At 74.2% G+C, this 5,316-nt stretch carries 5 protein-coding genes; 3 read left to right on the top strand and 2 right to left on the bottom strand.

Features of this window, described 5'->3' with window-relative positions; translation table 11 throughout:
- Positions 1-73 precede the first annotated feature (73 nt).
- Both FMEAI12_RS32715 and recR read left to right on the top strand, forming a co-directional pair.
- Positions 74-538: a YbaB/EbfC family nucleoid-associated protein gene (locus FMEAI12_RS32715; protein ID WP_165938508.1), complete on the top strand. Its 465-nt coding sequence runs from the start codon at positions 74-76 to the stop codon at positions 536-538.
- Positions 539-551: 13 nt separating this feature from the next.
- On the top strand, positions 552-1,151 hold the full coding sequence (gene recR, locus FMEAI12_RS32710; protein WP_020463975.1) for a recombination mediator RecR: 600 nt from the start codon (positions 552-554) through the stop codon (positions 1,149-1,151).
- A 59-nt stretch (positions 1,152-1,210) separates the two neighbouring features.
- Here recR and FMEAI12_RS32705 read toward each other — a convergent pair whose 3' ends face one another.
- A complete protein-coding gene (locus FMEAI12_RS32705; protein ID WP_112109023.1) occupies positions 1,211-1,798 on the bottom strand; it encodes a hypothetical protein in 588 nt (195 codons plus the stop codon).
- A 649-nt stretch (positions 1,799-2,447) separates the two neighbouring features.
- Here FMEAI12_RS32705 and FMEAI12_RS32700 point away from each other — a divergent pair.
- Positions 2,448-2,900 (top strand): hypothetical protein, encoded by a 453-nt coding sequence (locus tag FMEAI12_RS32700; RefSeq protein ID WP_071059700.1) that lies wholly within the window; start codon positions 2,448-2,450, stop codon positions 2,898-2,900.
- Positions 2,901-3,014: 114 nt separating this feature from the next.
- Here the strand turns inward: FMEAI12_RS32700 and FMEAI12_RS32695 are convergent, their stop codons facing one another.
- A complete protein-coding gene (locus tag FMEAI12_RS32695) occupies positions 3,015-5,258 on the bottom strand; it encodes a transcriptional regulator (RefSeq protein WP_235014955.1) in 2,244 nt (747 codons plus the stop codon).
- Between the last annotated feature and the right edge of the window lie 58 nt (positions 5,259-5,316).

Here is a 5,316-nt window from a genome sequence, read left to right as displayed (position 1 = left end):
GGTGGGCGGTTCGGGTGGGCAGTACGGGTGGCTGACGCCGGTTCGGGGCCCGGCGGCACGTAGGCTCATGGTCATGTCGAACCCGCAGATCCCCGCTGGTGGCGGGGCCAACCTGGGGCAGATCCTCGAGCAGGCGCAGCGGATGCAGTCCGCCCTGTTCACCGCCCAGCAGGAGCTGGCCGAGGCCCGGGTCGAAGGCTCGGCCGGTGGCGAGCTCGTCGTTGCGACGGTGAACGGCGGCGGTGAGCTGGTCGACCTCGTGATCAAGCCCGAGGCCGTGGACCCCGAGGACACCGAGACCCTCGCCGATCTCATCCTCGCGGCGGTGCGTGACGCCACCACCAACGCGCACCGGCTCGCGGCCGAGAAGATGAACGCGGCGACCGGCGGTCTCGGTGGCGCGCTCGGCGGTCTCGGTGGCGCCGTCGGAGGGCTCGGCGGGCCGGGCGGTGGCGCGGTCGGCGGTGGTCCCGGCGCGGCCCGGGCGCTGCCGGGTGGCGGGGCGCTGGGCGGCCTGGGTATTCCCGGGCTCGGCTGAGTCAGCCGGCGCCGTGTACGAGGGCATCGTCCAGGATGTGATCGACGAGCTGGGGCAGCTCCCGGGGATCGGTCCCAAGAGCGCGCAGCGCATCGCGTTCCATCTGCTCGCCGCGGACCCGGCCGATGTCCGCCGGCTGGCCAGCGCGTTGACCGAGCTGAAGGAAAAGGTTCGGTTCTGCCGGATCTGCTTCAACGTGGCCCAGTCAGAGCTGTGCCGGATCTGTTCCGACCCGCGGCGTGATCCGACGTCCATCTGCGTGGTCGAGGAGTCGAAGGACGTCGTCGCGATCGAGCGGACCCGTGAGTTCCGCGGCAAGTACCACGTCCTCGGCGGGGCCATCAATCCGATCGGCGGTGTGGGGCCGGACGACCTGCACATCCGCGAACTGGTGGCCCGCCTCGCCGACGGGACCGTCACCGAGATCATCCTGGCGACGGATCCGAACACCGAGGGCGAGGTGACGGCGTCCTACCTGGCCCGCCAGATCGGCCCGATGGGCCTGACCGTCACCCGCCTGGCGAGCGGGCTGCCGATGGGCGGCGATCTGGAGTGGGCCGACGAGGTCACGCTCGGCCGCGCCTTCGAGGGCCGGCGGATCGTCAGCGCCTGACCGAGGGGCCGGGCGGGCCGGGCCCGGCCCGCCCGGCCCCGGCTCGGCCCGCCGCTGTGTCAGAACCCCAGGATCGGGGCGTAGGCGGAACTGGGGATGGACGCGAGCGTCAGCAGCACGACGCTCATGTCCAGCGAGTCCGCCACCGGCTCGAACTCCGCGTGTAGCCCTCTGGTGGCGTAGACGAGGACACCGGAGTCGCGCATCACGCGCACGCCGAACAAATGAGTGGCGCGTACCCACCACACCCGTCCGCCGGCGCGGATCCGCACCTGCCGCGCGTCGCGGCTCAGGCCCGTCGTGAGCCGCTGGAGGCGCCCGGAGGGAAGCCCGGGCTGGTCCAGGTAGCCGACGATGTCGCCGGACGGGCCGTGCACGATGATCCGGGCCGGGCTGCCGGGCGGCCCGGGCTCAACCAGGCTCATCTCCGCGGAGATCTCCTGCTCCCAGGGGAGCATCTCGGCGGCCCAGATGCGTTCTCCGCGCAGAATCCGCTTGCCCAGCGTGCCGCCGTCGGGATGGCCGCGCGGCAGCAGCCCACCGACGACACGGCCGGCGCCCTCTATCCGCCAGGCAACCGAGACGATCGCCCCCGCGGGGGTGTCCGGGTATTCGACTGCCGTCGCGAGGGAGTCGGTCACACGCATATGCGAGATCCGCCTAGACATCCCGGCCGGGGGCGGCCGGGACGCCGGTGGCACGGACGGCGGCGTGCGGATCGGGAGGCCCCGGCAGCGGGGTGGCGACACCAGCGCCCACCGCTGCCCGGCTCGGGCGGGGTCGCGGATGGGGCCGGGACGGCACCGGAAGCGCCCGACCATAGGATGGTGTGCAGATGCCAGTGCACGCACGCCTGCGGCTGCACGTGCTGGTGCCGGTGAGCACACGTCTGCGAGGGATGGCCGTCACGCCTCACCTTCCGACCCCCGGCCCTGTCACTGGCCCGGTCAACCCGCCATCTTCGATTTGTCCAGTCACACCGTGTCGACCATGCCGGCCCGGTACAAGCTGGAGTTCCAGCCACAGATACCACACCACTGCGCTATGCATGCAGATGCTACGTGCCGTGCGGACTGTCCGGAGTCCAACGGGCACAACTTTCCCGGCAGTCTCAGGCCACGGCGCCGCGGCTCGGCGGGCGCGGGCGTGTGGACGCACCCCGGAGCAGCGCCCGCCGGACCCCGGCATGGCACCCGGCGGACCCCGGTGCGGCGCCCGCCGGGGCCGGGGACAAGGTGGAACCATGCCTGGGAACCAGGCCAGTACCCGTCTCGACCAGGTGAGCAGGAGCGGCCAATGATCATCAGTTCGCATGTCGGTGCCGGCGCGTTCGTCGGTATGGCCGTGCCCAGGCTGGGGCCGGCGCTGGCCGCGGGCTTCCTCTCCCACCTCGTGATGGACGCGCTGCCGCACTGGGGCACCGGGCCCGGCACCGAGTCCGAATGGCTGCCGATCGCCCGCAAGGACGGCGTGGCCGGCCTCGCCGCGATGGCGCTGCTGACGGCCGCGGCGCCGGCGGACCGCCGGATCGGGGTGCTCGCCGGCATGGTCGGCGCCTGCCTGCCCGACACCGACAAGGTGGGCCGTTACTTCGTCGGTTCGAGCCCCTGGCCCGCCCGTTTCGACCGGTTCCACGAGGCGATCCAGAACGAGGCCCGGCACCGGCTGCCCCGGGAGGTCGCGACCGCCGCCGCCCTCACCGCCGCCGGCACCCTCGCCCTGCGCCTGCTCGCAGCCCGCCCCCGCTGACCCGACGCACCCACGACACGCCTACCGGCTCTGTGAAGCCAAGCCAGGCCCCTGCCAGGGCAGGCGGAACGATGTGTGGCGGGTGAGGGGGTCCATGGACGTCTGTGGACCCGCTCAGCCGCCGCGGATCTCCGCGGTGATGTCAGCCAGGTCGTCGAGGGCTGTCTCGGTGGCGGCGATGACGGTGCGGGTGGCTCCGGCGGCGCGTTCGGCGGTGGCGGCGGCGAAGCCGAGGGCGTCGTCCACCCAGCTGTCGGCTCCCGCGAGCATCGCGGCCTCCGCGCCGTAGCTCGGCTTGACCGCCTGCGAGGTGACGGCGCCGAGCAGCCGCGCCGCCGGCCGCGGCCGGCCGAGGCGTTGGAAGAGCACGACGAGGTTACGCAACGTGGTCAGCAGGTGGGTCAGCGCATACTGGTCGCGCCAGTGTCGCAGCACCTGCGCGAAAGCCTCGACGGCCTGCTGCGGGTCACCGCAGCGGGCCCGGACGGACACCGCGGACACCCGTGCCACCCCGCCCAGGTAGGGGTTGTCGACCGAATCCGCCAGGGCGACCGCGCGGTCGAGCAGCCGCAGGCAGCGGTCCGGGTCGCGGTCAAGGATCAGCTCGGCCTCGCCGTAGGCCAGCCAGCCGAGCTCGGACGGCGCGAGCGGCCCCGCGGGGGCCTGGCTGAGGGCGGCCCGGCCGTCCTCGGCGTGCCCCGCGTAGGCGTGCGCGATCGCCACGTTGAGCAGCCCGGCCACCTCGGCGTGCGGGTCGGCGCAGGACCGCGCCGCGGCGACGAGCTCCCAGCCGTGGTCGACGGCCTCGCCGATCCGGCCCTGGTAGGAGGCGGTGTCGCTGAGCAGTTCGAGCGGGAACCGGCGTTCGGGCGCGTCACCGGCGATCAGCCGTCCGCGCTGTGCACAGGCCACGGCGAGCTCGAGTTCACCGGCGCTGACGTACCAGCATGCCGCCGTGGCCAGGGTGGTCGCCGCGGCCCCCGCCGTCACGCCGGGTGGCAGGCCCGCGGCGAGATCCGACACCAGGTCCGCCAGCCGGTGGGGCTCGCCGCCCGGCGGCGGGTGCAGCCCGAGCGAGCGGACGAGTTCCACCGCGGCGTGCAACGGCTCGACCCGCAGCCGCGTCATCGCGAACACGTGCATGCCGGCCGCGATCTCCACGGCCAGCGGGGGATCTTCGCGCAGCGCCCATGTCTGGGCAGCGCGGGCCTCGACCATCAGGTCGGTGATCCGGCTGTGCCCCGCCGCTTCCCGCGGGGTGCGCAGGACCGCGTCCGCGGCCCGCACCTCGGCGAGGATGTACCGGGCGTGTTCCTGACGCAGCACGGCGTCGGACGCGCCGAGCTGCCGTCGCGCGTACTCGCGGATGATCTCCAGGAGCGAGTAGCGGGCCGGTACCCGGGACGGATCGACGACCACCAGCGACCGGGCCACCAGGGCGTCGAGCAGATCCAGCGCCTCCGGTTCGGGCAGGCCCGCCAGCGCGGCGACGTCCACGGGACTCACCGGGCCCGCGAACGCGCCCATGGTCCGCAGCATCGCGCGGTGCGGCGCGTCCAGCAGCGAGACCGACCAGCCGACCACGTCGGCGAGCGTGCGGTGGCGCGGCGTTCCCACCCGGCGGACGTCCCGGAGCAGGCCGAGGTGGTCCTCGAGCCGGTCGGCGAGCTCGGGCAGGGACATCGTGCCGCTGCGCGCGGCCGCCATCTCGATGCCGAGCGGCAGGCCGTCCAGCCTCCGGACGATGCGGTCGGCCGCCTCGAGGTCTCCGTCCGAGGCCGGTCCGGCCCCCGGAACCGGCGCCGGGCAGGCGGCTCGGACGCGGTCCCAGAACAGGGCGTGCGCGGGTGCGTCCGGGCCGTCGACGCGCAGCGGGCGTACCGGCCAGCAGTGCTCGCCGTCCACGCCGAGCAGCTCGCGGCTCGTCGCCAGCACGCGCACACCGCGACCGTTCTCGACCAGAGCCGATGCGACGGCGGCGGCCGCGGCCACCACGTGCTCGCAGTTGTCCAGGATCACGAGCGCGTCAAGCTCGGCGGCGGCTTCGAGGGCGGCACCGGCGTCGCCGTCGGCGCCGCGCATGCCCAGCGCGTCCGCGACGAACGCGGGGACGGCGGTCGGGTCGGCGACGGTCGCCAGCTCCACCATCAGGACGCCGTGCGGGAACCTGTCCGCGAGGCGGTCGGCGAGGTACAGCGCCAGCCGCGTCTTGCCGACCCCGCCCGGCCCGAACATGGTGACCAGCCGGGCCGACGCGAGCAGGTCGCAGACCGCGGCCGTGTCAGCCTCCCGGCCCAGCAGGGACGTGACGGGCCGGCGAGGCCGACGGCGCCGTCCCGAGCCCGCCACCCCAGCCACCCCAGACGCCCCAGCCGGGCCGGCTGGGGCGGAACCTGTCGGCTCAGCCCTTTCAGGG

It is taken from the genome of Parafrankia sp. Ea1.12, assembly GCF_900465275.1.
GTDB classification, from domain to species: domain Bacteria; phylum Actinomycetota; class Actinomycetes; order Frankiales; family Frankiaceae; genus Parafrankia; species Parafrankia soli.
This window is presented reverse-complemented; position numbering and strand designations above follow the sequence as displayed.

Coding starts and splice junctions, on each gene's coding strand:
- FMEAI12_RS32715 (WP_165938508.1), top strand. CDS start 74: ATGTCGAACCCGCAGATCCCCGCTGGTGGCGGGGCCAACCTGGGGCAG.
- FMEAI12_RS32705 (WP_112109023.1), bottom strand. CDS start 1,798: ATGCGTGTGACCGACTCCCTCGCGACGGCAGTCGAATACCCGGACACC.
- FMEAI12_RS32700 (WP_071059700.1), top strand. CDS start 2,448: ATGATCATCAGTTCGCATGTCGGTGCCGGCGCGTTCGTCGGTATGGCC.